The 24,412-nt window shown below is 57.6% G+C and carries 23 protein-coding genes; 10 read left to right on the top strand and 13 right to left on the bottom strand.

Annotation, left to right across the window (positions count from 1 at the left end):
* Positions 1-63: 63 nt before the first annotated feature.
* From acs to PH5382_RS00285, 8 genes are all read left to right on the top strand, one after another.
* Positions 64-2,025 carry an acetate--CoA ligase gene (acs, locus tag PH5382_RS00250; RefSeq protein WP_058332347.1) on the top strand — a complete coding sequence of 654 codons (1,962 nt, stop codon included), beginning with the start codon at positions 64-66 and terminating at the stop codon, positions 2,023-2,025.
* A 6-nt stretch (positions 2,026-2,031) separates the two neighbouring features.
* Positions 2,032-2,715 carry an adenylate kinase gene (locus PH5382_RS00255; RefSeq protein WP_058332348.1) on the top strand — a complete coding sequence of 228 codons (684 nt, stop codon included), beginning with the start codon at positions 2,032-2,034 and terminating at the stop codon, positions 2,713-2,715.
* A 223-nt stretch (positions 2,716-2,938) separates the two neighbouring features.
* Complete coding sequence (locus PH5382_RS00260; RefSeq protein WP_058332349.1) at positions 2,939-3,223, top strand: DUF4212 domain-containing protein; 285 nt, start codon at positions 2,939-2,941, stop codon at positions 3,221-3,223.
* 2 nt (positions 3,224-3,225) lie between these two features.
* Positions 3,226-5,010, top strand: a complete 1,785-nt coding sequence (locus PH5382_RS00265; protein WP_058332350.1) for a sodium:solute symporter family protein — start codon at positions 3,226-3,228, stop codon at positions 5,008-5,010.
* A 146-nt stretch (positions 5,011-5,156) separates the two neighbouring features.
* A complete protein-coding gene (locus tag PH5382_RS00270; RefSeq protein ID WP_058332351.1) occupies positions 5,157-6,998 on the top strand; it encodes a DUF294 nucleotidyltransferase-like domain-containing protein in 1,842 nt (613 codons plus the stop codon).
* A 25-nt stretch (positions 6,999-7,023) separates the two neighbouring features.
* Positions 7,024-7,542, top strand: coding sequence for a hypothetical protein (locus PH5382_RS00275; RefSeq protein WP_058332352.1), 519 nt, complete (start codon positions 7,024-7,026; stop codon positions 7,540-7,542).
* 3 nt (positions 7,543-7,545) lie between these two features.
* Positions 7,546-9,000, top strand: a complete 1,455-nt coding sequence (locus PH5382_RS00280) for a 3'-5' exonuclease (RefSeq protein ID WP_058332353.1) — start codon at positions 7,546-7,548, stop codon at positions 8,998-9,000.
* 15 nt (positions 9,001-9,015) lie between these two features.
* Positions 9,016-9,516 (top strand): flavin reductase family protein, encoded by a 501-nt coding sequence (locus PH5382_RS00285; RefSeq protein WP_058332354.1) that lies wholly within the window; start codon positions 9,016-9,018, stop codon positions 9,514-9,516.
* Positions 9,517-9,765: 249 nt separating this feature from the next.
* Here the strand turns inward: PH5382_RS00285 and PH5382_RS00290 are convergent, their stop codons facing one another.
* The 7 genes from PH5382_RS00290 to PH5382_RS00320 all read right to left on the bottom strand — a co-directional run bounded on the left by PH5382_RS00290 (position 9,766) and on the right by PH5382_RS00320 (position 17,878).
* Positions 9,766-10,938 carry a 4Fe-4S dicluster domain-containing protein gene (locus tag PH5382_RS00290; protein ID WP_156414809.1) on the bottom strand — a complete coding sequence of 391 codons (1,173 nt, stop codon included), beginning with the start codon at positions 10,936-10,938 and terminating at the stop codon, positions 9,766-9,768.
* A 200-nt stretch (positions 10,939-11,138) separates the two neighbouring features.
* Positions 11,139-12,125: an ABC transporter substrate-binding protein gene (locus tag PH5382_RS00295; protein ID WP_058332356.1), complete on the bottom strand. Its 987-nt coding sequence runs from the start codon at positions 12,123-12,125 to the stop codon at positions 11,139-11,141.
* Between the two features lie 225 nt (positions 12,126-12,350).
* A complete protein-coding gene (locus PH5382_RS00300; RefSeq protein WP_058332357.1) occupies positions 12,351-13,196 on the bottom strand; it encodes an ABC transporter permease in 846 nt (281 codons plus the stop codon).
* Positions 13,193-14,110 (bottom strand): ABC transporter permease, encoded by a 918-nt coding sequence (locus tag PH5382_RS00305; protein ID WP_058332358.1) that lies wholly within the window; start codon positions 14,108-14,110, stop codon positions 13,193-13,195. Before PH5382_RS00305 ends, PH5382_RS00300 begins: the two co-directional genes overlap by 4 nt.
* 36 nt (positions 14,111-14,146) lie before the next feature.
* A complete protein-coding gene (locus tag PH5382_RS00310) occupies positions 14,147-14,968 on the bottom strand; it encodes an ABC transporter ATP-binding protein (protein ID WP_058332359.1) in 822 nt (273 codons plus the stop codon).
* Between the two features lie 66 nt (positions 14,969-15,034).
* Entirely contained in the window at positions 15,035-16,489 is a 1,455-nt protein-coding gene (gene hydA, locus PH5382_RS00315; RefSeq protein ID WP_058332360.1) for a dihydropyrimidinase, read from the bottom strand.
* A 138-nt stretch (positions 16,490-16,627) separates the two neighbouring features.
* Positions 16,628-17,878: a Zn-dependent hydrolase gene (locus PH5382_RS00320; protein ID WP_058332361.1), complete on the bottom strand. Its 1,251-nt coding sequence runs from the start codon at positions 17,876-17,878 to the stop codon at positions 16,628-16,630.
* A 310-nt stretch (positions 17,879-18,188) separates the two neighbouring features.
* Here PH5382_RS00320 and PH5382_RS00325 point away from each other — a divergent pair, with 310 nt between their 5' ends.
* A complete protein-coding gene (locus tag PH5382_RS00325; protein ID WP_058332362.1) occupies positions 18,189-18,803 on the top strand; it encodes a TetR family transcriptional regulator C-terminal domain-containing protein in 615 nt (204 codons plus the stop codon).
* Positions 18,804-18,924: 121 nt separating this feature from the next.
* Here PH5382_RS00325 and preA read toward each other — a convergent pair whose 3' ends face one another.
* From preA to PH5382_RS00350, 5 genes are all read right to left on the bottom strand, one after another.
* Positions 18,925-20,229 (bottom strand): NAD-dependent dihydropyrimidine dehydrogenase subunit PreA, encoded by a 1,305-nt coding sequence (gene preA / locus PH5382_RS00330; RefSeq protein ID WP_058332363.1) that lies wholly within the window; start codon positions 20,227-20,229, stop codon positions 18,925-18,927.
* 58 nt (positions 20,230-20,287) lie between these two features.
* A complete protein-coding gene (locus PH5382_RS00335) occupies positions 20,288-21,622 on the bottom strand; it encodes an NAD(P)-dependent oxidoreductase (protein ID WP_058332364.1) in 1,335 nt (444 codons plus the stop codon).
* A 152-nt stretch (positions 21,623-21,774) separates the two neighbouring features.
* Positions 21,775-22,419 (bottom strand): cupin domain-containing protein, encoded by a 645-nt coding sequence (locus tag PH5382_RS00340; protein WP_058332365.1) that lies wholly within the window; start codon positions 22,417-22,419, stop codon positions 21,775-21,777.
* A 140-nt stretch (positions 22,420-22,559) separates the two neighbouring features.
* Positions 22,560-22,958 carry a RidA family protein gene (locus tag PH5382_RS00345; protein ID WP_058332366.1) on the bottom strand — a complete coding sequence of 133 codons (399 nt, stop codon included), beginning with the start codon at positions 22,956-22,958 and terminating at the stop codon, positions 22,560-22,562.
* 211 nt (positions 22,959-23,169) lie between these two features.
* Positions 23,170-23,433 (bottom strand): DUF2312 domain-containing protein, encoded by a 264-nt coding sequence (locus PH5382_RS00350; RefSeq protein WP_058332367.1) that lies wholly within the window; start codon positions 23,431-23,433, stop codon positions 23,170-23,172.
* Between the two features lie 292 nt (positions 23,434-23,725).
* On the opposite strand from PH5382_RS00350, the gene PH5382_RS00355 reads away from it, so the two are divergent.
* A complete protein-coding gene (locus PH5382_RS00355; protein ID WP_058332368.1) occupies positions 23,726-23,944 on the top strand; it encodes a hypothetical protein in 219 nt (72 codons plus the stop codon).
* A 123-nt stretch (positions 23,945-24,067) separates the two neighbouring features.
* Here PH5382_RS00355 and PH5382_RS00360 read toward each other — a convergent pair whose 3' ends face one another.
* The gene (locus PH5382_RS00360) at positions 24,068-24,283 is read right to left on the bottom strand and encodes a hypothetical protein (protein ID WP_058332369.1); all 216 of its coding nucleotides are present in this window, start codon (positions 24,281-24,283) and stop codon (positions 24,068-24,070) included.
* Between the last annotated feature and the right edge of the window lie 129 nt (positions 24,284-24,412).

Below are 24,412 nucleotides of genomic sequence, written 5' to 3' on the forward strand. Positions count from 1 at the left end.
TTGACAGTCACGCCCACCAGTTGTGGTGTGTCAAACTGACAAGATCATAGGGAGGAGACAAGCATGACACCGCAGCCCGAAGGCCAGCCACACGCGCCATCCGAGGAAACCGTTGCCCGCGCCCATGTCGACAATGCCAAATATGAGGCGATGTATGCCGCCTCTCTGAACGATCCGGAAACCTTCTGGGCAGAACAGGGCAAACGCATCGACTGGATCAAGCCGTTCACAACCGTGAAGGACGTGAACTACAATTTCGGCGAGGTTTCGATCAATTGGTATTCTGACGGCACATTGAACGTGTCGGCCAACTGCATCGACCGCCATCTGGAAACCCGTGGCGACCAGACCGCGATCATCTTTGAGCCAGATGATCCAGAAGAGGCCGCGCAGCACATTACTTATAAGGAGCTGCATCGCCGCACCTGCCGCATGGCCAATATTCTTGAGACCATGGGCGTGCGCAAAGGCGATCGCGTCGTGATCTATCTGCCGATGATCCCCGAAGCCGCCTATGCGATGCTGGCCTGTGCCCGTATCGGCGCGATCCACTCCATTGTCTTTGCCGGCTTCAGCCCTGATGCCCTGGCAGCCCGTGTAAACGGCTCTGACGCCAAGGTAGTGATCACTGCTGACGAGGCCCCCCGTGGCGGTCGCAAAACACCTCTGAAATCCAACGCGGATGCGGCCCTGCTGCACTGCAAGGACTCGGTAAAATGTCTGGTGGTCAAGCGTACCGGTGGCCAAACCACCTGGATCAATGATCGCGACTATGACTACAACGAGATGGCGCTCGAGGCGAACGACTACTGCAAGCCTGCTGAGATGAACGCTGAAGATCCGCTCTTTGTGCTCTACACCTCCGGCTCCACCGGCCAGCCAAAGGGCGTTGTGCATACCTCGGGTGGCTATCTCACCTATGCAGCGATGACTCACGAGATCACTTTTGATTACCATGATGGCGATGTCTACTGGTGTACTGCGGATGTGGGCTGGGTGACTGGCCACAGCTATATTGTCTATGGTCCACTGGCCAATGGCGCCACCACACTGATGTTTGAGGGCGTGCCAACCTACCCTGATGCCAGCCGGTTCTGGCAGGTCTGCGAAAAGCATAAAGTGAACCAGTTTTACACCGCCCCCACCGCGCTGCGCGCGCTGATGGGTCAGGGCAATGAATGGGTTGAGAAATGCGATCTGTCCTCGTTGCGCCTGCTGGGCACCGTGGGGGAACCGATCAACCCAGAAGCCTGGAACTGGTACAACGAGATTGTTGGTGGCGGCCGCTGCCCCATCGTTGACACTTGGTGGCAGACCGAAACGGGCGGTCATTTGATGACACCGCTGCCGGGGGCCCATGCCACCAAGCCCGGCTCTGCCATGAAGCCTTTCTTTGGTATCGAGCCCGTAGTGCTGGATCCGCAGTCCGGCGAAGAAATCAGCGGCAATGGTGTTGAAGGTGTCCTGTGCATCAAAAGCAGCTGGCCCGGTCAGATGCGCACCGTCTGGGGCGACCACGAACGGTTTCAGAAGACCTATTTCGCGGACTACAAAGGCTACTACTTTACCGGTGACGGTTGCCGTCGTGACGAAGATGGCGACTATTGGATCACGGGTCGCGTCGATGACGTGATCAATGTCTCCGGTCATCGGATGGGCACCGCCGAGGTCGAAAGCGCGCTGGTGGCCCATGCCGCCGTCGCCGAGGCCGCCGTTGTGGGCTACCCCCACGACATCAAGGGCCAGGGCATCTACTGCTATGTCACCCTTATGAACGACCGCGAACCTTCGGATGAACTGCTGAAAGAGCTGCGCACCTGGGTGCGGACCGAAATCGGCCCCATCGCCAGCCCTGATGTGATCCAGTGGTCCCCTGGCCTGCCAAAAACCCGCTCCGGCAAGATCATGCGCCGCATCCTGCGCAAGATCGCCGAGAACGACTTTGGCGCACTGGGCGACACCTCGACACTGGCAGATCCGTCGGTGGTCGATGATCTGATCGCAAACCGCGCAATCAAGGGGTAAGCCAGCATGACAACTGACGTAATGACTCGCCCTGCTGTTCTGATCCTTCTCGGCCCTCCCGGCGCCGGGAAGGGCACCCAGGCCCGTGTTCTCGAAGAGAACTTCGGCTTGGTGCAACTCTCTACCGGTGATCTTCTGCGCGCCGCCGTTGCTGCAGGGACCGAGGCTGGCAAGGCAGCCAAGGCCGTGATGGAGGCCGGTGGTCTGGTTTCGGATGAGATCGTCATCAACATCCTGCGCGACCGGCTCGCAGAGCCCGACTGCGCCAAAGGCGTAATCCTGGACGGCTTTCCCCGCACCACTGTGCAGGCCGAAGCCCTGGACGGGCTGCTGGCGGAGAACGGCCAAAAGATCAACGCTGCCATCAGCCTTGAGGTAGACGATGCCGCCATGGTGACGCGTATTTCGGGCCGCTACACCTGTGCCGGCTGCGGCGAGGGCTATCATGACAGCTTCAAACAGCCCGCGGTTGACGGCAAATGCGACAAATGCGGTGGCGAGAAAATGACCCGCCGTGCTGACGACAATGCCGAAACCGTAGCCAGCCGTCTGGAAGCCTATCACGAACAGACCGCACCACTGATTGCCTATTACGATGGCAAAGGTGCTTTGAAAAAGATTGATGCCATGGGCGATATCGCGGCGATTTCTGGCGGCCTTGCCAAGATCGTCACTGACGTAACCAGTTAAGAGTTAGAATTTCCCGGGGCCCTGCCTGCTCAGCCGGGCCCCACTGCACAGACCGGAAAAATCCGACGATCCTTTGTTGACTGGCTGTCAGCAGATTGGCGGAGCCATGCCCGATGCCCTGTTTTCCTCCGAAAACCTCGGAAAAACAATGGCGCGGGAAAATGGAGAGCACTTGCCTGATTGATCCCTCGATCAGGTCCTGGAGGAAGAAGGAGGAGCCGCCATGGCGGATCACACAACAAACTCTGCACAGCAAGCCGAGGCCGACAAGGGCTATTGGCAGGCAAACGTGCGGATCATTCTTGTCAGCCTGGTGATCTGGGCTGTCGTTTCATTCGGGTTTGGCATTCTGCTGCGTCCGATGCTGTCGGGTATCTCGGTTGGCGGTACTGATCTGGGCTTTTGGTTTGCCCAGCAGGGATCGATCCTGGTCTTTCTGGGCCTGATCTTTTTCTACGCCTTCCGCATGAACAAGCTCGACCGTGAATTCGGCGTCGAGGAGGAGTGATTATGGATCAGTTTACCATCAACCTGCTGTTTGTGGGCACGTCTTTCGCGCTCTACATCGGCATCGCGATCTGGGCCCGTGCGGGCTCTACATCGGAATTCTATGCCGCCGGTCGTGGCGTACACCCCGTCACCAACGGTATGGCGACAGCGGCTGACTGGATGTCGGCGGCCTCCTTCATCTCGATGGCGGGCCTCATTGCCTTTACAGGCTATGACAACTCTTCCTTCCTGATGGGCTGGACCGGCGGCTATGTTCTGCTGGCACTCCTGCTGGCTCCTTATCTGCGCAAATTTGGCAAGTTCACCGTCTCCGAATTCATCGGCGACCGGTTCTACAGCCCAACTGCGCGCATTGTGGCGGTGATCTGCTTGATCGTTGCCTCAACCACTTACGTTATTGGTCAGATGACTGGCGTGGGCGTGGCCTTTGGCCGCTTCCTCGAAGTCTCCAACACCGCTGGGCTGTTGATCGGTGCTTGCGTTGTGTTCGCTTACGCGGTGTTCGGAGGTATGAAAGGCGTAACCTATACACAGGTTGCGCAGTACTGCGTGTTGATCATGGCCTATACCATCCCGGCCATCTTCATCTCGCTGCAACTGACCGGCAACCCGATCCCTGCCTTGGGTCTGTTTGGCGACCACGTTGCCTCGGGTGAGCCACTGCTGCAGAAACTGGACGCCATCGTGCGTGAGCTGGGCTTCAATGAATACACCGCCCATCACGCCGATACCTTCAACATGGTGCTGTTTACCCTGTCGCTGATGATCGGTACTGCCGGTTTGCCGCATGTTATCATGCGCTTCTTCACCGTACCTCGTGTTGCTGACGCCCGTTGGTCCGCAGGCTGGGCGCTGGTTTTCATTGCCTTGCTGTACCTCACCGCCCCTGCGGTTGGTGCCATGGCACGTCTGAACATCACCGATATGATGTGGCCGAATGGCACAGATGCGCAGGCGGTTTCGGTCGAGCAGATCGAAAACGATGCACGCTATGACTGGATGGCCACCTGGGAAAAAACCGGGCTGTTGGCTTGGGAAGACAAGAACGGCGACGGCCACATTCAGTATTACAACGACAAGAATGCTGACATGCAGGCCAAAGCGGCTGAAAATGGCTGGACCGGTAACGAGCTGACCAAATTCAACCGGGACATCTTGGTTCTGGCCAACCCCGAAATCGCCAACCTGCCCTCTTGGGTGATTGGTCTGGTGGCAGCTGGTGGCCTGGCGGCAGCGCTGTCGACGGCTGCGGGTCTGCTGCTGGCGATCTCTTCCGCTGTGTCGCACGATCTGATCAAAGGGTCGATCAATCCGCAGATTTCGGAAAAAGGTGAGCTGCTGTCAGCGCGTATTGCCATGGCTGTAGCCATCGCGGTTGCCACCTATCTGGGCCTCAACCCTCCCGGCTTTGCGGCGCAGACCGTGGCCCTGGCCTTTGGCCTTGCGGCGGCCTCGATCTTCCCGGCACTGATGATGGGGATCTTCTCCAAGAAGATCAACAACACCGGTGCCGTGGCAGGTATGCTGGCTGGTCTGGGTGTGACCCTGATCTACATCTTCCTGCACAAGGGCTGGCTGTTCATTCCGGACACCAACTCCTTTACCGATGCTGACCCGCTGTTGGGCACAATCAAGTCGACCTCCTTTGGTGCCATCGGTGCCGCGGTCAACTTTACTGTCGCCTATGTTGTGGCAGGCATGACCAAGGAAACCCCGCAGGAGATCAAAGACCTGGTTGAAAGCGTGCGCATTCCTCGTGGCGCCGGTGCAGCCCAGGATCACTGATCCCTCACTGGGCGGGCCTGATCGGGGGAAACCCCACCGGGCCCGCCTTTTTTCCTCATGTCGCCCGCCCGTGCCTTGTGCGGGCGGGCGATGTCGTTGAAAATAGACGAAAGTCGCCGCGAACTCATTTGAGACAGGTCCTGCCCATGCCGATTTCCGAAACCAAGCCGATTTCCGAAACCGATCTGATCCGCTTTCTGGCCTCTGTGCACCCTTATGACAGTCTTGATCCCGAGGTTCTGCAGGCGCTGGCACCGAAGTTTCAGCTGTTGTCAATTGAGCCCTGCGAGAAGATCTACGATCTAGGCCAGGCCCTTGCCGGGCTGTATCTGGTGCATCACGGCGAGGTCGAGGTCACCGACGAGAACGGCATGGCGATTTCGATCCTGGGGCCACGTAATTCCTTTGGCGAACGCGGCCTGACACGCGGCGGGCGGGCGGCGACCTCGGCCCAAGCCACGGCGGCAACCGTGCTGCTGCTGCTGCCGCGCGCCGATTTTGACGCGCTTATGCAGGCCGAAGCAAAAGTCGCCCGCTTCTTTGATCGCCGCCGTCCCGAAGGGCCAAAACAAAACGGTCTGACCACCTGTCGCGCCGAAGACATCATGGCGGCCACCCCGGTGACCTGCTCGGCAGGCCTCACCTGTCAGGGCGCAGCGCAGCTGATGCGCCAGCATCATATCTCTTCGGTCTGCATAACCAGTGACGAAAGCCTCGAAGGGATTTTGACCACCCGAGATTTGACAGAAAAACTGCTGGCCGAGGGCCTGCCGTTTTCTACCCCGGTGTCACAAATCATGACCCCTGACCCACTGTCACTGCCGCCATCGGCCATCGGATCCGACGTGCTGCACGCCATGATGGAGCGCCATATCGGCCACATCCCGGTGGTGCAAAACGGCAAACTAATGGGCATCATCACCCAGACCGACCTTACCCGGTTTCAGGCCGTCAGCTCTGCCGAGCTGGTCTCTGCTATCGCGCGCGCCGAAAGTGCTGCGGAAATGGCCAAAGTCACCGCCGAAATCCCCCGCCTGCTGGTGCAGCTGGTGGCTGGCGGCAACCGACACGAGGTCGTCACCCGCCTGATCACCGATATCGCTGACACAGTCACCCGGCGCTTGCTCACCCTGGCGGAGGCAAAACTGGGCCCCGCCCCGGTGCCCTATCTGTGGCTGGCCTGCGGCAGTCAGGGGCGGCAGGAACAGACCGGCGTGTCTGATCAGGACAATTGCCTGATCTTGGCCGATGAAGCGACAGTTGAGCACGACGCCTATTTCGCTGCACTTGCTGATTTTGTCTGTGATGGGCTGAATGCCTGCGGCTATGTCTATTGTCCCGGCGACATGATGGCCAGCAATCCACGCTGGCGTCAGCCGCTGCAGGTTTGGCGCGACTATTTTGGCAGCTGGATCACCAAACCTGTGCCAGAGGCACAGATGCTGGCCTCGGTCATGTTTGATTTGCGCCCCATCGGCGGGGACTACGCATTGTTCGACGGGTTGGAGGCCCAGGGGCTCGAGTCCGCCAGTGATAACTCGATCTTTGTCGCCCATATGACCTCGAACGCGCTGAAGCACACGCCACCATTGGGACTGCTGCGCGGCTTTGCCACCATCCGGTCAGGTGAACACCGCAACACATTGGATATGAAGCACAATGGCGTTGTGCCGGTGACTGATCTGGGAAGGATCTACGCCTTGCAGGCCAGGATCCCGGCGGTGAATACCCGCGCCCGCCTGGAAGCAGGGGCCGCCGCCGGTGCCATCAGCCCCAGTGGTGCGCGGGATCTGATGGATGCCTATGACCTGATCGCCCAGACCCGGCTGGAACATCAGGCGGATCTGATCCGCCGCGGTGAGGCCCCGGACAACTACCTTGCCCCTTCGGCCCTGTCGGACTTTGAGCGAAGTCATCTGCGCGATGCCTTTGTTGTGGTAAAAACCATGCAATCGGCCCTCGGACACGGTAAATCAATGCTCAGCTGAGCATGAAACAACCAAAGGAAAACTCATGTTTCTGGAACTGATCGCGGTGATTTTTGCCGGTATTGCGGTTGCAGGTGTGGTGATGCTAATAAACCGCGCCACCGGAGGTCGCCTGCCCCGCTGGACTGCCCCCGTGGCGGCCGGGTTGGCCATGATCGGTGTCACCGTGGCCTCGGAATATGGCTGGTACGGGCGCACGGTCGCCAATCTGCCCGAAGGGCTGGTGGTGGCCGAGGCGGTGGAAAAGCGCAGCCTTTATCGCCCCTGGACCTATGTCGTCGCCTACCACGACCGATTTGTAGCGGTCGACACCGCAACCCTGCGCAGCCATCCCGCTGCTCCGGAACAGTTTCTGGCCGAAGTTTTCTTTTTTGGCCGATGGGCCCCGATCAGCCAGCTCAGCACCGTGATGGACTGTCAGAGCTGGCGACGGGGTGTTGTCGAAGCCAAGACCGAATTCTCCGAAACCGGTGAGATCAGCGGCGTCGAGTGGGTCTCCCCCCCTGAAGATGATTCCCTTCTGACCACTGTTTGCGGAGCCTGACACATGCTGACCCATCTGAGCCTGCGGTTGCGTATCTTTCTGTTCTTCGGGTTTCTTGCCCTTGGTGCGATTGCCGTAACACTTGCCGCACTCTGGCTCAGCTATGGGCGGGCTGGGCTGCCAGACTTGCTGGACCCCTTTATTTTCGCCGGCCTTCTGAGCAGCTTTGCCATTCTCGGTCTCTGTGCTGCGATCTGGCTGATGTTTGATGAACACGTGGCCAAGCCGATCGAAATCCTTGCCGCCGAAATGCGCAGCCGCGCTCATGGCGGCGTGTCGCGTGACATCGATGCCAAAGTGGCCCGCTATCTTGGCGATCTTGCCCCAGCAGCGGCTGGTCTTGCGGGGCAGTTGGGCGACGCGACCCTGCGCAGCGCCCAAAGCATCGCAGAAGAAACCGCACGCCTGGAGGCCGAAAAGCAAAAACTGACAGATCTACTGAGCGAAATCCCCGTGGCCACGGTCATGGTCGGCGCCAACAATCGCATCGTGCTCTATGATGCGCAGGCCGGTGCGGTCCTTGCCCAGATCGCGCATCCCCGGCTGAATGCCTGCCTGTTCGACTATCTGGATGAAACCGCCTTGAAAAAGGCGCAGGCGAAAATGCAAAAAACCGGCAAAGAGGTTCTTGCCGAGGTTTTGGGGCGCGACGGCAAACAACACTACGACCTGCGTCTGAAACCGCTGGGCGAAGGCGAAGGCTATATCCTGATCTTTGAAGGAGCCGTGGCCGAGATCCCACCAGAGGCCGCGCGCCCTTTGGTGTTTGATTTTGACCTACTGAACCGCCCGCTGCAGGAGCTGGAAGATCGCCCGTTGAAAGATCTGTGTTTTGCTGTCTTTGACACCGAAACCACCGGGCTTTTGCCGCACAAGGACGAAATCGTTCAAATCGGTGCCTTGCGGGTGCTGAACGGACGTCTGGTCGACGGTGAGACCTTTGACACCCTGGTTGATCCCGAACGCTCTATTCCGGCAGCCTCGACCCTGGTGCATGGTGTCAGCACCGAGATGGTCAAGGGCGCGCCGAAAATTGCCAAGGCCGCGGCTGAGTTTCATCTCTTTGCCTCGGATGCTGTGATTGTCGCCCATAATGCGCCCTTTGATATGGCCTTTCTACGCCGCCACGCCCAGAAGGCCGGGGTGAGCTGGGACAATCCGATCCTCGATACCGTCTTGCTGAGCGCGGTCCTGTTTGGGGCTTCTGTTCCTCATACGCTGGACGCGCTGTGCGAGCGGCTCGAGGTGAACATTCCGGTCGCGCTGCGCCATACGGCCCTAGGCGATGCCCATGCCACCGCCGAAGCCCTGGTAAAGATGCTGCCGATGCTTCAGGCCCGTGGCTTCACCACTCTGGGGGAAGTCATCGCCCAGACCCAACAGCATGGCCGACTGCTAGAAGACCTCAATCCGGTAGACAATCACGGCGGCACGTGGCAGGCAGGCAAAACGACCTGAAACGAGGCGCGCGACATGCCAGAAACCAGTTTTATTCCCGGTGCAGCAACCGCCCGGGCCTATCGGGATGCCCTTGGCTGCTTTGCCACCGGGGTCACGGTCATCACCACAATGACCGAAAACGGGCCTCTGGCTATTACCGTGAACAGCTTCACCTCGGTTTCGCTGGATCCGCCTTTGCTGCTCTGGTGCCCGGCACGCAGCTCATTGCGCCATGATACCTTTGTAAAGGCCGCGCATTTCTCCATTCACGTCATGGCCGAAGACCAACTGGAGATGGCGCTGCATTTCGCCCGCGATGGCGAAGGTTTCGACACATATGACTGGCATTTGAGCAAGGCAGGCTCCCCCGCGCTGCCCGGAACGATCGTCCGGTTCGACTGCCAGCATTTTGACAGCCACCAGGCAGGTGATCACAGTATCATTTTGGGCGAGGTCAAATCTGTCACCTGCCACCCAGGCAAGGGGCTGATTTTCAAGCGGGGCCAATACGGCGGATTTCTCGAACAGCCCTAGGGCTGTTGCCCTTTGGTCCGCTCGCACTGGAATAAGAAGCCAGTGGCTGGTCACAACAGCAAGCTCACGCGCCTAGTCTGTGCCTTGCCTGTGCCTGTCCCTGCCCGCGTCTTGCCTGTGCCTTGCCCGTGTCTTGCCCGTGTCTTGCCCGTGTCTTGCCTATCACGACCCGCGACGCCGGGCCCAGGCTCGAATGCCATTTGAATGACACTGGCCAAAACACGGTAGCATCTTAAGCAACTTATCTTTCTACCGCCGCCCGGCGGTGACACCTCGCCCGATTTCAAATTTACTGTGCAGCAGCACAGCGGGGTCTTTGGCCGTTTTGGAATCCCTGCTCAGGACCATACTGGGGCGCAGATTCAAAGCCCGGCGATGGCAAACCGAAATACACAACCCGCATTGAACGCAGTTTGCCTCAGTGAAGTTGAGCATGCAGCCATCTGCGGTGATGGTGATTGCCTCGGTGGGGCAAACCCAAGCACAGGCTTCGCAGAAATCGCATCCCTCACTGGCCAGGCTGAGACCGCCATATGGCGACTTTTCCGGCAGCGGCACCCGCCCCTGTTTTGTAGGCAGCAGGGCCTGCGCACAGCGATTGACGATCTCCCATCGGCTGCTGCTGTCGGATATATCCGCCATGATCTGAAACTGCACATCAGGAGGATCCTGCACATCGTTCTGGATGTCTTCGAGATGGGAAAACAGTTTTACCCGGTCTTGACCGCCAAGCGCTGCAACCAAGGCCAACTCCTGATCTTGAACAGCAGCACTGCCGGGGTCAGCGTGTTGGACCCAGACCCGGCTATAGCCAATGGCCAAAGCATAAAGCAGATCCGGGTGTCCCAATGACTTAAGGGAACAGATCTCGACAAAACTAAAGAATGAACCCCGGCAAGCACTGGCAAGCCCATGCATCCAAAACGACACCTCCGCTTGTGAGGCAGCAGGTGGTTCGGGCCCTTTCAATCCTGCCTCTGCCGCTTTCGGATCCTGCTGCAACGCTGCATTCACCTCTCGCAACTCAGGGCTCCTGGAGAAGCCCCGATCAAAGAGAACAAGCACCTGAGCTTGTTCCTGCCCTTTCTCCTGCCCATTCTCCTGCATGGCCTGTTGCCGACGATCCCGCGCTGCAAGACAGACCTGCTGCAGTGGCAACCTGTTTGTACCGCCGCCCAGGTCAATAAATCCCGCAATTAGGTCAGAGGCCTTGGTTTGGCTGCGCTCCGATCCAAGACGCAGACGCAGCCCCAAACCTGCCCGCGCAAGTCGCGTCTCAAGCTGAGAGCATCTTCCGCACAGGCACAGGGTCACTTGCTCCCATTGCGAGGCCTCGTTCTTCGATCCGTGCTGTTTCGAAGTATGTTGGCGCATGTTTCCACCAGAGGCCGGGTTCACGACACGACCTTTTTCAAAAACCATGATCCAGCATAACACATATTCTAAATATTTGTTTATATTTCCACAATTATAGATCGTTTTTACTATAACCTTTCGCTGTATGCGTGCGTAAAAACGCGCAAAAAATCCGCCAGAACCTCCCGGCCCCGGCGGATGAAAATTCTTTTAATACAAGCCACTCTCTTCAGGTATGATAGAGAGACTATACCTTAGAGCAGGGTTTATTTCAGCGCTGCATCAGTGATGACATGGCTCCAAGCACCTTCGGGCATCTTGGTGATTACCGGCGAAGAACCACCCTCGAGCAGGGTCTTCACGGTCCGCTCATAGTCGGCCGGGTCCAGTGCACCGTTGCTGCCCGCAGTCAGTTTGGCAACTTCACGCATCATGCGCTGCTGGTGCACTTCGGTCTGCGCGCCGGAGGCGTCATTTTCCAGAATGATTTCCGCTGCTTCATCAGGATGTGCTTCGGCGTATTTCCAGCCCTTCATCGAGGCGCGCACGAAACGCTCCATCTTGGCAACAAAGGCCGGATCATCCAGGTTTTCTTCCAGCACATAAAGCCCGTCTTCGAGTGTCGCGACACCCTGATCTTCGTATTTGAAAGTCACCAGCTCATCCTCGGCGACGCCAGAATCGATAACCTGCCAGTATTCATTGTAGGTCATGGTCGAGATGCAATCGGCCTGACGCTGCAGCAGCGGGTCGACGTTAAAGCCCTGCTTCAGGACCTCGACGCCCATCTCGCCCTTGGCTTCGGTGGAAATACCCAGCTGGCTCATCCAGCTCATGAAGGGGAATTCATTGCCGAAGAACCAGACACCCAGCGTGCGGTTGGCCAGATCTTTTGGGGCTGCAATGCCGGTATCTTTCCAGCAGGTCAGCATCATACCGGAGCTTTTGTAAGGCTGCGCGATATTGACCAGTGGCAGGCCCTTTTCACGGGCAGCAAGGGCCGCTGGCATCCATTCGACGGTAACATCCGCACCGCCACCAGCGATGACCTGAGTGGGGGCAATGTCAGGGCCGCCGGGCAGGATGGTGACATTCAGATCTTCTTCGCCGTAAAAGCCCTTGTCCATTGCCACGTAGTAGCCAGCGAACTGTGCCTGTGTCACCCATTTCAGCTGCAGCTTCACATCATCTGCGGCCTGCGCGGAACCAACCGTTGCAAGCGCCAGACCGGCTGCTGTCAAAATGTGTTTCATGAGTAGTTCTCCCTATTGGTTATGAAGAAAGCTTGCGCGAATTTGACCCTTCGATCAAAGATTTTTATTTTATTTATCTCAGGCACTTGGCCATTTTGCGCAGCCCTTGAGCGTTGTTAGCGGCCTTCTGATTGTTTTTTCACCAATCCTGAAGTGCCAGACCAGAGCGCTCCTCTGGTAAAACCACCCCGGGCCGAAACCCGGAGTGAGCTGTTCTTGTCGCATTTAGCTGCGTTGTGACGGGTGCCAGAAGGTCAGGCTTTTCTCTACCAGCGCGATGGTGCCGTAAAAGAATGACCCCGCAAGGGCGGCCATCAGAATTTCAGCCCAGACCATATCCAGTGCCAGTTGCCCCACGCTGGTTGAGATCCGAAAGCCCATACCCACCGTAGGGGATCCAAAGAACTCCGCCACAATCGCGCCAACCAGCGCCAGCGTGGTGGAGATTTTCAGCCCGTTGAAGATAAACGGCAGGGCCGCTGGCAAGCGCAACTTGAAAAAGCTTTGCCAATAGCTGGCGGCATAGGTCTGCATCAGATCGCGCTGCATGGCCGAGGTTTCGCGCAGACCAGCAACCGTGTTCACCAACATTGGAAAGAACACCATGACCACCACAACAGCTGCCTTTGACTGCCAGTCAAAGCCAAACCACATCACCAGAATGGGGGCTGTGCCCACAATCGGCAGCGCGGCGACAAAATTGCCCACCGGCAACAGCCCACGGCGCAGAAAATCACTGCGATCCACCGCAACCGCCATCAGCAAAGCCGCAGAGCAGCCCATGATATAGCCCGACAACGCGCCCTTCAGGAAGGTCTGGAACAGATCTTTCCACAAGATCGGCAGCGAGTTTGCAAAGCGTTCCGCGATCATCGTTGGCGGCGGCAGGATCACCAGCGAGACCTCAAGCCCGCGCACAAGCAGCTCCCAAACCACCAGAACAGTGACACCAAAGATCACTGGCACCAGCAGTTTGATCGCACGGGTATTGGATGCAGCGCTATTTGCCAGGCGGCTATTGATCCACCAGCCGACACACCAGGCGACACCTGCGAGAATGACCAAGCTCATGATCCCATCCCCATCCGTTTCAGCACCAGTTTTTCAATCAGATCCAGCAGCGCCACCAAAAGCCCGGCCAGAATGGCAGCCGCAAACAGCGCCGACCAGATCTGCACGGTTTGCCCATAATAGCTACCCGCCAGCAGACGCGCGCCAAGGCCCGCAACAGCGCCGGTCGGCAGCTCTCCGACGATGGCCCCCAGCAAGGAGGCCGCGATGCCGATCTTCAGCGAGGTAAACAGGTAAGGCATCGACGAGGGCAGACGCAGCTTCCAGAACCCCTGGCTGGTATTTGCGCTATAGGTCTTCAGCAGATCCAGTTGCATCGCATCCGGGCTGCGCAGACCTTTGACCATGCCGACAACCACCGGAAAGAAGCTGAGATAGGCCGAGATAATTGCCTTGGGCAGTATCCCCTGCACCCCGATCGAATAGAGCACCACAATGATCATCGGTGCCAGCGCAATAATCGGGATGGTCTGGCTGACGATGGCCCAGGGCATCACCGACATGTCCATGACGCGGGAATGCACGATGCCAACGGCCAGCAGGATGCCAAGTCCGGTACCGATGACAAAGCCCAGCAAGGTGGCGTTCAACGTCACCTGCGCGTGATAGACCAGCGAACGCTTCGAGGTGACTTTTTTCATCACTGTGGTTTTCCACAGCTCCGTGATCACCTGATGCGGTGCAGGCAGACGTGGGCGATCCTGGGCAAAGGTATCGGCAATGGCAAATGTATTGCCTGCCACCAGACCAAAGCTGCCAAGATCACGCCGCGCCTTTGATGTCGCAGGGGTGACTTCGGCCCCTGCCCGCTCGGCGGCGTCCAAAACACCTTTGATGTTCATCGGTACGCAGGCCGCATACCAAAAGGTGACGATGGCGGCGAGGACAGTGAGAACAGAAAGAAAGGTCTTCATGACACCGCCTCCCCACCCAGTGGGACAAATTTCTTATCAGTCATCGGCATGCCCCGCCCGCAGACCTTCGCGGACGCGATGAGCGATATCGATGAACTCCTGGCTGTCACGAATGTCCAAGGGGCGCTCCCGTGGCAGAGTGCTTTCGATCACATCGGTGATACGGCCCGGACGGGGCGACATCACCACGATCTTGGTCGACAGATAGACCGCTTCCGGGATCGAGTGAGTGACAAAGCCGATGGTCTTGTTGGTGCGCGCCCAAAGCTTCAGAAGCTGCTCATTGAGGTGGTCGCGGACAATTTCATCCAGCGCCCCAAAGGGTTCATCCATCAGCAAAATGTCAGCATCAAAGGCCAGCGCGCGGGCAATGCTGGCGCGCTGTTGCATGCCACCCGACAGCTGCCAAGGGTATTTGCCGCCAAAGCCCGCAAGCTCCACCAGCTCCAGCACCTGCTCGACGCGTTTGTCCTGCTCGGCCTTGGAATAGCCCATGATTTCAAGCGGTAGCTTGATGTTCTTGGCAATGGTGCGCCAGGGGTACAGCCCAGCCGCCTGAAACACATAGCCATAGGCACGTTTTTTGCGTGCCTCATCCGGGGTCATCCCGTTGACAGTAATTGTGCCGCCGGTGGGGTGCTCAAGGGCGGCCATCACCCGCAAGAATGTTGTCTTGCCACAACCCGATGGGCCGATAAAGCTGACAAAATCACCCTTGTTGATGGTGAGGTTCACGTCCTTCAACGCCTGCACGGGGCCGTCATTTGTCGGGAAAACCAGATCCAGGTTCTTCGCTTCGACGACGGCCTCGGTGGCGCCCGCTGCGGGTTGGGCCTGGGTAGTCGTTTGAGTATTCATATCTTCGCCTTGCTCAGACTGTGAGAGGGCCGCGCGTGAGGAATCCCCGCGGCAGCCCTGCTCCTTTTAAACGCCAGTTGCGGGAATGCCAGTGCGCTCAACAGGGCGCGGTGCGGTCAGCTCTTTCCAAGTGGACAGCGCTTTGTTGACGGTGGCATTGGCCTCGCGCTCAACAAACTTGCCGTGGCCTTCCTGGGTGCGGATCTCACCGTCATGCACGGCGACATGGCCGCGTGTCAGGGTAAAGCGTGGCAGACCTTTGACCTCTTTGCCCTCAAAGACGTTGTAGTCGATGGCGGATTGCTGGCTGTCAGCGGTAATGGTTTTGGATTTTTCAGGATCCCAGACCACAAGATCGGCGTCTGCCCCGACCAGAACCGCGCCCTTTTTCGGGTAGCAATTCAAAATCTTGGCAATATTGGTCGAGGTCACAGCGACAAATTCGTTCGGCGTGATGCGGCCCGTGGCCACCCCGTGGGTCCAGAGCATCGGCATGCGGTCTTCCACCCCGCCGGTGCCATTGGGGATTTTGGTAAAATCGCCCACGCCGTAGCGTTTTTGCTCAGTCGAGAAGGCACAGTGATCCGTTGCCACAACCGAAAGAGAGCCGGACTGAAGGCCAGCCCACAGGCTGTCCTGATGCTGTTTGTTGCGGAAAGGAGGCGACATGACACGGCGCGCTGCGTGGTCCCAATCGGGATTGAAATACTCGCTTTCATCCAGCGTCAGATGCTGGATCAGCGGCTCGCCCCAGACGCGTTTACCCTGCATCCGGGCGCGACGGATGGCCTCATGACTGTCCTCACAGGAGGTATGCACCACATAAAGCGGCACACCCGCCATATCGGCGATCATGATCGCACGGTTGGTGGCTTCACCTTCGACCTGCGGTGGGCGCGAATAGGCATGTGCTTCGGGACCTGTGTTGCCCTCGGCCAGCAATTTGGCAGAAAGTTCTGCCACCACATCGCCGTTTTCGGCGTGCACCATGGCGATGCCGCCCAGTTCCGACAGACGCTGGAAGCTGGAATACAACTCATCATCATTGACCATCAAAGCGCCCTTATAGGCCATGAAGTGCTTGAAGGTATTGATACCGCGGGTCTCGATCACGGTCTTCATGTCGTCAAAGACCTGTTCACCCCACCAGGTCACCGCCATGTGGAATGAATAGTCGCAGTTGGCGCGAGTGGATTTATTGTCCCAGCGTTTCAGCGCATCCAGCAGGCTTTCACCCGGATTTGGCAGGGCAAAATCAACCACCATGGTGGTGCCGCCCGCCAGTCCTGCGCGGGTGCCGGATTCAAAATCATCCGTCGAATAGGTGCCCATGAAGGGCATTTCCAGATGGGTATGCGGGTCAATGCCGCCCGGCATGACATAGCAGCCAGTGGCGTCAAGTTCCTCGTCGCCCTTGAGGTTCGGCCCAATCGCGGTGATCACGCCATTTTCGATCAAAACGTCCGATTTATAAGTCAGATCAGCCGTAACGACAGTGCCATTCTTGATGACTTTACTCATGAGTGTAACTCCCTGAAACGGGGCGATTAATCGCCTCCATTATTGCCAGACGCCGCGTATCCACGCGCTGCGCACTTCATCTTTCCCCAAGTATTTAGGGGGAGCGGCCCCCAAGGGGACCGCTGGGGCAGCGCCCTATTAGGAAACGATTTCCGCCGTCTCGAGCACCGCGTGAAACAGCACATTACCGCCTGCTTCGGCCCAGTCTTTGCTGATCTCCTCGGCCTCATTGTGGGACAGCCCATCCACACAGGGGCACATGATCATTGCAGTTGGCGCCACGCGGTTGATCCAGCAGGCATCGTGGCCGGCACCGGAAATGATATCAAGATGCGAATAGCCCAGACGATCAGCTGCACTGCGCACGGCGGTGACGCAGGTCTCGTCAAATTTGACCGGGTCAAAACCGCCGACCTTTTCAAACTCGATCTGCATGTCCATCGCCTCGACAATATCCTTGCCTTCTTCGCGCAGGCGCAGCTCCATGTCTTCGATCACTTCCAGCTCTGGCGAGCGGAAATCGACGGTAAAGACCACCTTTCCTGGAATCACATTGCGCGAATTGGGATAGACATCGATGTGGCCAGCAGCACCTACAGCGCTTGGCGCGTGCGACCAGGCGATCTCATCCACCGCTTCCAGCACTCGCGCCATGGCAAGACCAGCGTTACGGCGCATCGGCATTGGCGTAGACCCCGTATGCGCATCGCGACCCGTAATTGTGACTTGTGTCCAGCTCAGGCCCTGACCATGGGTGACAACGCCGATATCCTTGCCTTCTGCCTCCAGAATCGGGCCCTGTTCGATGTGCAGTTCAAAGAAGGCATGCATCTTGCGCGCGCCGACCTCTTCTTCGCCGCGCCAGCCGATGCGCTTCAGCTCATCGCCAAATTTCTTGCCCTCGGCGTCCTCGACATTATAGGCCCAATCCTGGGTATGAATGCCTGCAAAAACTCCCGATGACAGCATGGCGGGCGCGTAGCGGGTGCCTTCTTCATTGGTAAAGTTCGTCGCCACGATAGGGTGTTTTGTCTTGACATTCATATCGTTGAGCGAACGGATCAGTTCCAGTCCCGCCAGGACGCCAAGCACTCCATCGTATTTGCCGCCTGTTGGCTGTGTATCAAGATGCGAACCCACATAGACCGGCAGCGCGTCCGGGTCGGTGCCTTCGCGGCGGGCAAACATATTGCCCATCTGGTCCAGCCCCATGGTGCAACCAGCATCCTCGCACCATTTCTGAAACAGAGCACGACCTTCGGCGTCTTCGTCGGTCAAGGTCTGACGGTTGTTACCCCCTGCGATACCGGGGCCGACTTTGGCCATCTCCATCAGGCTCTCCCAGAGCCTGTCGCCGTTGATTTTCAGATTCTGTCCCAAAGACGTCATCGCAGCTTCCTTCCTGTTCCCCCCGCTGGTCATGCGGGTTATTCTTGGCTTTGCACCATCGGTGGCTTTGAAGCGTTGGCCTGTTTCCAAGTGAGCGATCACAGAGTTTGCACAAAGCTTACACAGAGCTTGGATTTGACCAACTGGTCAAACTCACGCTATCACGGGTTAGCCACCAGTCAAGAAATTGAGTCACATTGCCTCACAAATCCCCCTAAAACATAGGGGCAAAGTACAAATTGCGGGCGTTTTCTGCACACAGCCCGCCGTCACGTCCCAGTTCCGCTCAAGTAAGGATCGCTAATCCACAATGCCCAAGGACCGATCACCGACCCGTATCCAGAAAAAGAATCGCGCCGCCATTCTCGAGGCCGCGCTCGAGGTGTTTTCAGCGCATGGATTTCGCGGCGCCACCGTCGACCAGATCGCAACCCAGGCCGGTCTGTCAAAGCCCAATCTGCTGTATTATTTCCCCTCCAAAGAGGCGATGTTCACCGCCCTTTTGTCAGAGCTTCTGGACACCTGGCTGGATCCCATGCGCGAGATCAACCCCGAGGGGGATCCGCTGGAAGAAATCCTTGCCTATGTGCAGCGCAAATTGCAGATGAGCCGGGACTACCCACGCGAAAGCCGACTTTTTGCAAATGAAATCGTGCAGGGTGCCCCGCGCATGCTGGATGCACTCTCGACCGATCTGCGCGGGTTGCTCGAAGAAAAATGTGCAATCATCGAGACCTGGATGGCGGCTGGAAAGATCAACCGGACCCATCCCAAACATCTGATGTTTTCGATCTGGTCGCTGACCCAGCACTATGCGGATTTCGATGTTCAGGTACGTATGCTCATGGGCGATGAGGATCCCTTTGATGCCGCACCAGAATTTCTGGAAACCCTTTATCGGCGTATGCTTACGCCAAAAGGTTAAAGCTTGTTAACCTAAAATTCAGAGGTCTGACCACAGGCCGGAAAACACATCGAAAAACAACAAAGGGCAGCGCCAAAGCACTGCCCTTTTTATTTTATATCAGAGCCTTATCCGATCCAGCTTATTCAGCTGCGGTGGCCGAGGGATTGTTGGGGTGGGTTGTCCAGTTGGCGTATTCATCAGAGACCACCTTGCCGGTACGCTCATCCAACTGTCCGGCGGGGACTTCTTCCATAGTGATGCAGCCCTCGATCGGGCAGACATTCACACAAAGATTACAGGCCACGCATTCATCGTCTTTCACGGTAAAGACGCGGTCGGCGCTCATCTCGATGGCCTGGTGCGAGGTATCTTCGCAGGCGGCAAAACAACGGCCACAGCTGATGCAGTCATCCTGATTGATCTTGGCTTTAGCAATAAAGTTCAGATCCAGATACTGCCAGTCGGTCACATTCGGAACTGCCATGCCGATGAAGTCTTGGGTCGAGGTATAGCCCTTTTCATCCATCCAGTTGGACAGACCCGAAATCATCTCTTTCACCACGTTGAAGCCATAGGTCATGGCCGCAGTGCAGACCTGAACGTTGCCAGCGCCAAGCGCCATGAATTCTGCCGCGTCTTTCCATGTGGTAACACCACCAATGGCCGAAATCGGCAGATCATGGGTCTGTGGGCAGCGCGCAATTTCAGCCACCATGTTCATGGCAATTGGCTTTACCGCCGGGCCGCAATAGCCGCCATGGGTTCCCTTGCCGCCGACAGTTGGCTCAGGCGCCATTTGGTCCAGATCCACGGCCACAATCGAATTGATGGTATTGATCAGGCTGACCGCATCCCCACCACCGTTCTTGGCGGCGCGTGCCGGGAAACGCACGTCGGTGATATTGGGTGTGAGCTTCACGATCACTGGCTTGGAATAGTACTTCTTGCACCATTCGGTGACCATCTGAATATATTCCGGCACCTGCCCTACGGCAGCACCCATGCCGCGTTCGGCCATCCCATGCGGGCAGCCAAAGTTCAGCTCGATACCATCGGCACCAGTGGCTTCGACTTTAGGCAGGATATCTTTCCAGGCCTGCTCTTCACACGGCACCATGATCGACACGATAACGGCGCGATCCGGATAGTCCTTTTTGACCCGAGTGATTTCTTCGAGGTTGATCTCCAGCGAGCGATCCGTGATCAGCTCGATATTGTTCAGCCCCAGCAAGCGACGGTCAGCACCAAAGATCGCGCCATAGCGCGGACCATTGACGTTGACCACGGGTGGCCCCTCAGAGCCGAGGGTCTTCCAGACCACACCACCCCAGCCGGCCTCAAAGGCACGGCGCACGTTGTATTCTTTGTCCGTTGGCGGCGCCGAGGCCAGCCAGAACGGGTTGGGAGATTTGATCCCCAGGAATTCTGTTGTCAGATCAGCCATTTGTCTGTTCCTTTTCATGCTCGCTTGGGGCCATTGCCGAGCAACGGCCCCGGCTTGCTCAGCCCATCAGGGTCGAATGAATGTCCATCGCAGCGTCACGACCCTCGGCCACAGCTGTCACGGTGAGGTCTTCGCCGCCCGAGGCACAGTCGCCCCCGGCCCAGACATTCGCCACCGAAGTACGACCCGTGGCATCCACCATGATCTTGCGATCCTCCAGCTCCAGCTCTGCGGGCTGACCTTCCAGGGTTTGACCAATGGCCTTGTAGACCTGATCAGCTGCCAGACGCAGGGTCTCGCCCGTGCCCGTGACACGACCATCGTGAACATCTGTGTATTCCAGCTCGATCTCAGCTGCAGCACCTTCGCCAAGAATAGCCTTGGGCATCACGTTGAACATCAACGTCACCCCTTTGGAGGCCGCCAGATCCTGTTCAAACCGGCTGGCACCCATAGCGTCGCGACCGCGGCGATAGGCGATAGTGACGTTTTCCGCCCCCAGCAGTTTTGACTGCACAGCCGCATCAACAGCGGTCATACCGCCACCGATCACCACAACATTGCGGCCAACGGGCAGCTTTGTCAGATCATCTGCCTGGCGCAGCTCTTCGATGAAGTCGACAGCATCGCGTACACCGTCCATGTCTTCGCCAGCGGCCCGCAGGGCATTGACCCCGGCCAGACCAATCGACAGGAACACCGCGTCATAGTCGGCTTTCAGCGTCTCAAGCGACAGATCTTCGCCCAGCTTTTTGCCGTATTGCATGGTGATGCCGCCGATCTTCAGCAGCCAGTCAACTTCGCGGGCGGCAAAATCTTCGGTAGACTTATAGGCGGCAATACCGAATTCGTTCAGACCACCGGCTTTTGATTTGGCGTCATAGACCACCACATCATGACCCAGCATCGCCAAACGGTGCGCCGCTGACAGGCCCGCAGGACCAGCCCCAGCAACAGCGACCTTCTTGCCGGTGCTTGGTGCACGGCTAAAGGGGTGTTCGTCACGCGCCATCAGCACGTCTGTCGCAAAGCGCTGCAAACGACCGATCTCGACCGGTTTACCTTCGGCGGCTTCACGCACACAGGCCTCTTCGCAGAGCGTCTCTGTCGGGCAAACCCGGGCACACATGCCACCAAGGATGTTCTGATCCAGAATGGTCTTGGCCGCCGAAGCCGGATGGCCGGCCTGAATTTCGCGGATGAACTGCGGAATATCGATGCTGGTGGGGCATGCGGTCATGCAGGGCGCATCGTAGCAGAAGTAGCAGCGATCTGCGGCAACAGCCGCCTCATGCGCGTCATAAGCGGGGTGCAGATCCCCAAAATTGTCGGCAATCTCAGGAGCGGCCAATCGCCCTGCCTGAATGCCTGATGCCTGATGGCTCGTCGCCATTGGGTGTCTCCCTGACTGTGTTCTTATGGGAATCAGACTGCCACAGTTTGATTTTTTATCAACTGGTAAAATTTTGGATTTGGCAAAAAAAAACGCTACCCCACCCTGGAGTAGCGCACAATTGCATGATTTTAAGCGATAAAAAATCGCGCCTATTTTTCGAGCATTTCCAACAGGTGACCGGATTTCAGCCAGACTCGCGCACCTTCAGGCCCAGTGCGGGCCGAAAACCCCTGCCCCGGCGGCAAACGCAACCAGTCCCAACGTACAAATTCTTCCCCCTGCTGGCTGTAGCTTCCCTCCAGAACAAAGACCTCCAACCCACCCTCCGGCGCGAGGGTAATGTCCTGATCAGCACCCCAAATGGCCAGCTGCACATCTTCGGCTGGCGCCTGAAACAAAGAGGTGCTTGCTTGGGAAAAATCACTGGTATCGCACACGACCGAGGTCCGGTCGTCGGGATCAAACTGATGCAGCTTCACCAGGATCGTCGCACCATCGGCCGCAGCCGGGGTATGCTGCGAGGTCGGAGGATTGCGCACATAGGTGCCTTTGGTGAAATCGCCTTCCTCGTCCTGAAACACGCCGTCCAGCACCAGATATTCTTCGCCACCGTCATGAGTATGGGCCGAAAAGGCCGACCCAGGCGCAAATCGCACGATGGTTGTGGCGCGCGCGACCTCAGCGCCGATACGGTCCAGCATCTTGCGCTCGACGCCGACGGCAGGGCTTGCCACCCAGGGCGTGTCGTCGAAATGAACGGCGATGCGTTCGTCAAAATCTGCATTGATCCGCATGTGATCCTCCAGCTTGGTTGCTCACAGGATGTGGCACCTCCCGGGCGATATGGAATGCGAGATCACGGTTTTGTGCAACGACTGAATGCAGAAACACAGGTCGGGCGTAGAGGTCAGACGTAGAGGTCAGGCGCCAGCCATCAGGCAGACAGCACCGCTGTGGCCTCGATTTCGATCTTAGCCTCATCCTCGACCAATGCTGCGACAACAACCATTGTCATGGCCGGAAAATGGTAGCCCATCACCGCACGATAGGCTTTGCCCACCTCGGCCTGATGGGCAACATATTCGGCCTTGTCGGTTACATACCACGTCAGCCGGGTAATATCGCTAGCCTCACCGCCTGCGGCCTCCACCACAGCGAGGATATTGCGCAGAACCTGGGTCATCTGGCCGATAAAACTGTGCTCTTCAAAGACCTGATCGCTGTTCCAGCCAATCTGACCACCAACAAACAGCTGCTTGCCCTCGGCGATCATGCCATTGGCATAGCCCTTGGCCGGCTTCCACCCTTCTGGATGTACGGAAATAGCAGGCATGAAGCTCTCCTCGGGCTGGTCATAAATGTCGATACAAGGAGTAATATCGACGAGGCTGCGCTTTATTTCAAGCTTAAAATTTATACCCCTGAAGCATTTCGTGCTGTCAGATCGCCATGCGCCCAAGACCACAGGTGAAAGGCCACGCACAAAAGAAAAACCGCGCATCCCCAGGGACACGCGGCACATCGAACTCAAAATCTGCGGCGGATCACATGCCAAGCGCTTCTTTATACATTTCAAGAACCGCCTCTTCTTCGGCGATATCGTCCTTGTCACGTTTGCGCAGAGCAATCACCTTGCGGATCACCTTAGTGTCGTAGCCACGCGACTTAGCATCGGCCATGACCTCTTTTTGCTGCTCTGCGATATCTTTCTTCTCAGCATCAAGGCGTTCAAAACGCTCTATAAACTGACGAAGCTCACCGGCAGTCACACGGTAGTTTTCGCTCTTTTCGTCTTCGGTAATGTCCATGTCCTGCTCCCGCTGCACGGCGCTTTAGCCTGCGATATTATCCACATTGATTGGGGCAAGGGGATAGCCGCTGGTTTGCGCCATCGCAAGACTGGAAAGCCAAGACCTGCAAAAACCTGCCATGCCTAGATCCGCCACCCTCAAACCTGCCTGCCCCTCTTTAAGGTTATCCGGACATGCCCAGCTTTGCCCAGACTGACCCGGACTTGCCCCGTCAGTGGCAATCGGCTAATCGCTTTGCAAAGTGGCTCGCGATGATCCGCTGTTGTCGCTAATTTCCAGGAGCTGTGCCATGTTTGAAGCGATTGTCTGGGCCGGAGCCGCACTGTCGGTTGCAGGTCTTCTGGGACTGGTCTGGTGCATTGTCCGCGTCGCCAAGGCCCGGCGCCAAAAGCTGGACGACGAGGCCCTGCGCGCCGTCGTGCAGTCAGTCCTGCCTTATAACCTTGGGGCTTTGTTTTTGTCGGTTATCGGCCTGATGCTGGTCATGACTGGCATCTTCCTCGGCTAAACACAGCACAAATCTGCGCCAAGCCGTATCAGTCCACGCCAGCGCCCCCTTATCCCAAGCGCACTGCGCGCCTGTTCTGGCTCAAAACCCGTCCCGATCTGCACCCGCTGAACCAGCGCAGGATCAAACCGGCATATTATCGAATTGCGCCTCCGCCTCTTCTTCGCAAAGCTCGTTCTCCAATTGACGCAGCTTGCGTGGCACCTGCACGCCTACGGTGTGCAGCCCATTAAGAAGATTTGAAAACTCTCGATGATATGCGAGCCTGCTGGCACCGGTTTTTTGACGTATTTCCATGGCGAGTTTCTGTGCCCGCTGCAAAGTTTCCGCGTTGTTCATTGGTCAATTCCTCCCTTGGAAGCCCAGTCTTCACCCGATTTTGTAACAGAGCCGTGAAATCGCCCCTCCGGTGAAGTGTCGCTTCGTTGTATTCTTGGTTGCGATGAAACAGTGTGAAACTTCACGAAA

Source organism: Phaeobacter sp. CECT 5382 (assembly GCF_001457775.1).
In the GTDB taxonomy this organism is placed as follows: domain Bacteria; phylum Pseudomonadota; class Alphaproteobacteria; order Rhodobacterales; family Rhodobacteraceae; genus Pseudophaeobacter.

What these genes read in the sequence shown, in the direction of transcription:
- acs (WP_058332347.1), top strand. Translation starts at nt 64, where the DNA reads ATGACACCGCAGCCCGAAGGCCAGCCACACGCGCCATCCGAGGAAACC.
- PH5382_RS00255 (WP_058332348.1), top strand. Translation starts at nt 2,032, where the DNA reads ATGACAACTGACGTAATGACTCGCCCTGCTGTTCTGATCCTTCTCGGC.
- PH5382_RS00260 (WP_058332349.1), top strand. Translation starts at nt 2,939, where the DNA reads ATGGCGGATCACACAACAAACTCTGCACAGCAAGCCGAGGCCGACAAG.
- PH5382_RS00265 (WP_058332350.1), top strand. Translation starts at nt 3,226, where the DNA reads ATGGATCAGTTTACCATCAACCTGCTGTTTGTGGGCACGTCTTTCGCG.
- PH5382_RS00270 (WP_058332351.1), top strand. Translation starts at nt 5,157, where the DNA reads ATGCCGATTTCCGAAACCAAGCCGATTTCCGAAACCGATCTGATCCGC.
- PH5382_RS00275 (WP_058332352.1), top strand. Translation starts at nt 7,024, where the DNA reads ATGTTTCTGGAACTGATCGCGGTGATTTTTGCCGGTATTGCGGTTGCA.
- PH5382_RS00280 (WP_058332353.1), top strand. Translation starts at nt 7,546, where the DNA reads ATGCTGACCCATCTGAGCCTGCGGTTGCGTATCTTTCTGTTCTTCGGG.
- PH5382_RS00285 (WP_058332354.1), top strand. Translation starts at nt 9,016, where the DNA reads ATGCCAGAAACCAGTTTTATTCCCGGTGCAGCAACCGCCCGGGCCTAT.
- PH5382_RS00290 (WP_156414809.1), bottom strand. Translation starts at nt 10,938, where the DNA reads ATGGTTTTTGAAAAAGGTCGTGTCGTGAACCCGGCCTCTGGTGGAAAC.
- PH5382_RS00295 (WP_058332356.1), bottom strand. Translation starts at nt 12,125, where the DNA reads ATGAAACACATTTTGACAGCAGCCGGTCTGGCGCTTGCAACGGTTGGT.
- PH5382_RS00300 (WP_058332357.1), bottom strand. Translation starts at nt 13,196, where the DNA reads ATGAGCTTGGTCATTCTCGCAGGTGTCGCCTGGTGTGTCGGCTGGTGG.
- PH5382_RS00305 (WP_058332358.1), bottom strand. Translation starts at nt 14,110, where the DNA reads ATGAAGACCTTTCTTTCTGTTCTCACTGTCCTCGCCGCCATCGTCACC.
- PH5382_RS00310 (WP_058332359.1), bottom strand. Translation starts at nt 14,968, where the DNA reads ATGAATACTCAAACGACTACCCAGGCCCAACCCGCAGCGGGCGCCACC.
- hydA (WP_058332360.1), bottom strand. Translation starts at nt 16,489, where the DNA reads ATGAGTAAAGTCATCAAGAATGGCACTGTCGTTACGGCTGATCTGACT.
- PH5382_RS00320 (WP_058332361.1), bottom strand. Translation starts at nt 17,878, where the DNA reads ATGACGTCTTTGGGACAGAATCTGAAAATCAACGGCGACAGGCTCTGG.
- PH5382_RS00325 (WP_058332362.1), top strand. Translation starts at nt 18,189, where the DNA reads ATGCCCAAGGACCGATCACCGACCCGTATCCAGAAAAAGAATCGCGCC.
- preA (WP_058332363.1), bottom strand. Translation starts at nt 20,229, where the DNA reads ATGGCTGATCTGACAACAGAATTCCTGGGGATCAAATCTCCCAACCCG.
- PH5382_RS00335 (WP_058332364.1), bottom strand. Translation starts at nt 21,622, where the DNA reads ATGGCGACGAGCCATCAGGCATCAGGCATTCAGGCAGGGCGATTGGCC.
- PH5382_RS00340 (WP_058332365.1), bottom strand. Translation starts at nt 22,419, where the DNA reads ATGCGGATCAATGCAGATTTTGACGAACGCATCGCCGTTCATTTCGAC.
- PH5382_RS00345 (WP_058332366.1), bottom strand. Translation starts at nt 22,958, where the DNA reads ATGCCTGCTATTTCCGTACATCCAGAAGGGTGGAAGCCGGCCAAGGGC.
- PH5382_RS00350 (WP_058332367.1), bottom strand. Translation starts at nt 23,433, where the DNA reads ATGGACATTACCGAAGACGAAAAGAGCGAAAACTACCGTGTGACTGCC.
- PH5382_RS00355 (WP_058332368.1), top strand. Translation starts at nt 23,726, where the DNA reads ATGTTTGAAGCGATTGTCTGGGCCGGAGCCGCACTGTCGGTTGCAGGT.
- PH5382_RS00360 (WP_058332369.1), bottom strand. Translation starts at nt 24,283, where the DNA reads ATGAACAACGCGGAAACTTTGCAGCGGGCACAGAAACTCGCCATGGAA.